Source organism: Pseudomonas sp. NBRC 111139, from assembly GCF_001753955.1.
In the GTDB taxonomy this organism is placed as follows: domain Bacteria; phylum Pseudomonadota; class Gammaproteobacteria; order Pseudomonadales; family Pseudomonadaceae; genus Aquipseudomonas; species Aquipseudomonas alloputida.
In genome coordinates this window covers 1-1,449 of the sequence record NZ_BCBP01000003.1, presented here as the reverse complement: position 1 = coordinate 1,449, position 1,449 = coordinate 1, and the positions used below count along the sequence as shown (strand labels likewise).

Below are 1,449 nucleotides of genomic sequence, written 5' to 3'. Positions count from 1 at the left end.
GAGCTGCGCCCCAGATGTTGGACATCTGTCCATCATCTGGGGTTTTTATGAGCAAGTACTCAACACAATTCAAGCAGTCAGCCATCCAGGCTTTCCTCAAGCGTGGCCGAGGCTTTCGCCACATCGCGGCGCTGTTTCAAATCGATCCGACTTTGCTGCGCCGTTGGGTCATGTCCTATCAGTTACATGGTGAGGCCAGCTTCGAGAAGCCTGGCGGTCATTACAGCAGCGAGTTCAAGCTTTCTGTGCTCTACCGTATGTGGCGCGAGAAGCTGTCGCTCCGGGCCACCGCAGCGTTGTTCAACCTGGGTAACTCATCTCAGGTGCGGCGCTGGGAGGAACAGTATTACAGTGGCGGCTTCCAAGCCCTGTCCTCAAGCAAAAAGATATTGGTTAACCCTATGCCTAAAGCCCCGCGCAAGCCCGAAGAGACCGCTCCCAAACCTATCGAGGAGCTTACCCATGCGGAGCTGCTCAAGAGACTTCGCCAGCTTGAAGCGGAGAACGCCTACCTAAAAAAGCTCGAGGAGCTCGACGAGGAGAAGGCGAGGCTGAAGAAAGCCAGGAAAAAACCCGGCTAGTAAGGGCTTTGCGCGAACACTACCCGTTTGCCGATCTGCTCAAGGCTGCCGGCCTGCCACGCAGTACTTACTATTACCAGCTAGGGCTGCTTGAGGCCGGGGATAAGTGTGCCTCTCTCAAAATCTCGATCCAGGAGATCTGCGACCGACATCGCGGTCGTTATGGTTATCGGCGGGTTACCTCTGCGCTGCGCAGTTCTGGGCAGTTGGTTAACAGTAAAAAGGTGCGCCGGCTGATGGCTGCTCTAGACCTCAAGTGCACGGTCCGTCCGAAGAAGTACAAGGCGTATCGGGGCCTGATGGGAGAAGCCGCGCCTAACATTCTCAAGCGTAATTTCCAGGCTGATCAGCCTAACCAGAAGTGGGTTACCGATGTCACTGAGTTCAAAGTGGCGGGTGAAAAGCTGTACCTCTCGCCTGTAATGGATCTGTACAACGGCGAAATCGTGACGTATCGCACCGACACCAGACCGCGCTTCACCTTGGTCGGCGAAATGCTGGAGCGCGCGATTCAACTGCTTCCGGCGGGCAACAAACCACTGCTGCACTCGGACCAAGGATGGCACTACCGATACCCTGATTACTGTGCACGTGTGAAGGAAGCAGGGCTTGAGCAAAGCATGTCACGCAAAGGTAACTGCCTGGACAACGCCGCGATGGAGAGTTTTTTCGGCACGCTGAAGTCGGAATACTTCTACCGTGAGCGCTTCAAAAGCGTCGCAGAGCTACAGGCGGGACTGGATGAGTACATCCACTACTACAACCATGACCGCATTAAAATGAAACTCAACGGCCTGAGTCCTGTGGCTTACAGAACTCAAGCTGAGGTAGCCTAGCACCGACCGTCCAACATCTGGGGCGCAGCTCA

The 1,449-nt window shown here is 55.3% G+C and carries 1 protein-coding gene; it reads left to right on the top strand.

All coding sequences use genetic code 11. The annotated features are described in order from the left end of the window. Positions 1–47 precede the first annotated feature (47 nt). Positions 48–1,417 (top strand): IS3 family transposase gene (locus BJQ17_RS29525; protein WP_370844843.1). Its coding sequence is split into 2 segments (ribosomal slippage): positions 48–545 and positions 548–1,417, totalling 1,368 coding nucleotides; the frame shifts between segments, so codons are not numbered across the junction. Positions 1,418–1,449: the final 32 nt, after the last annotated feature.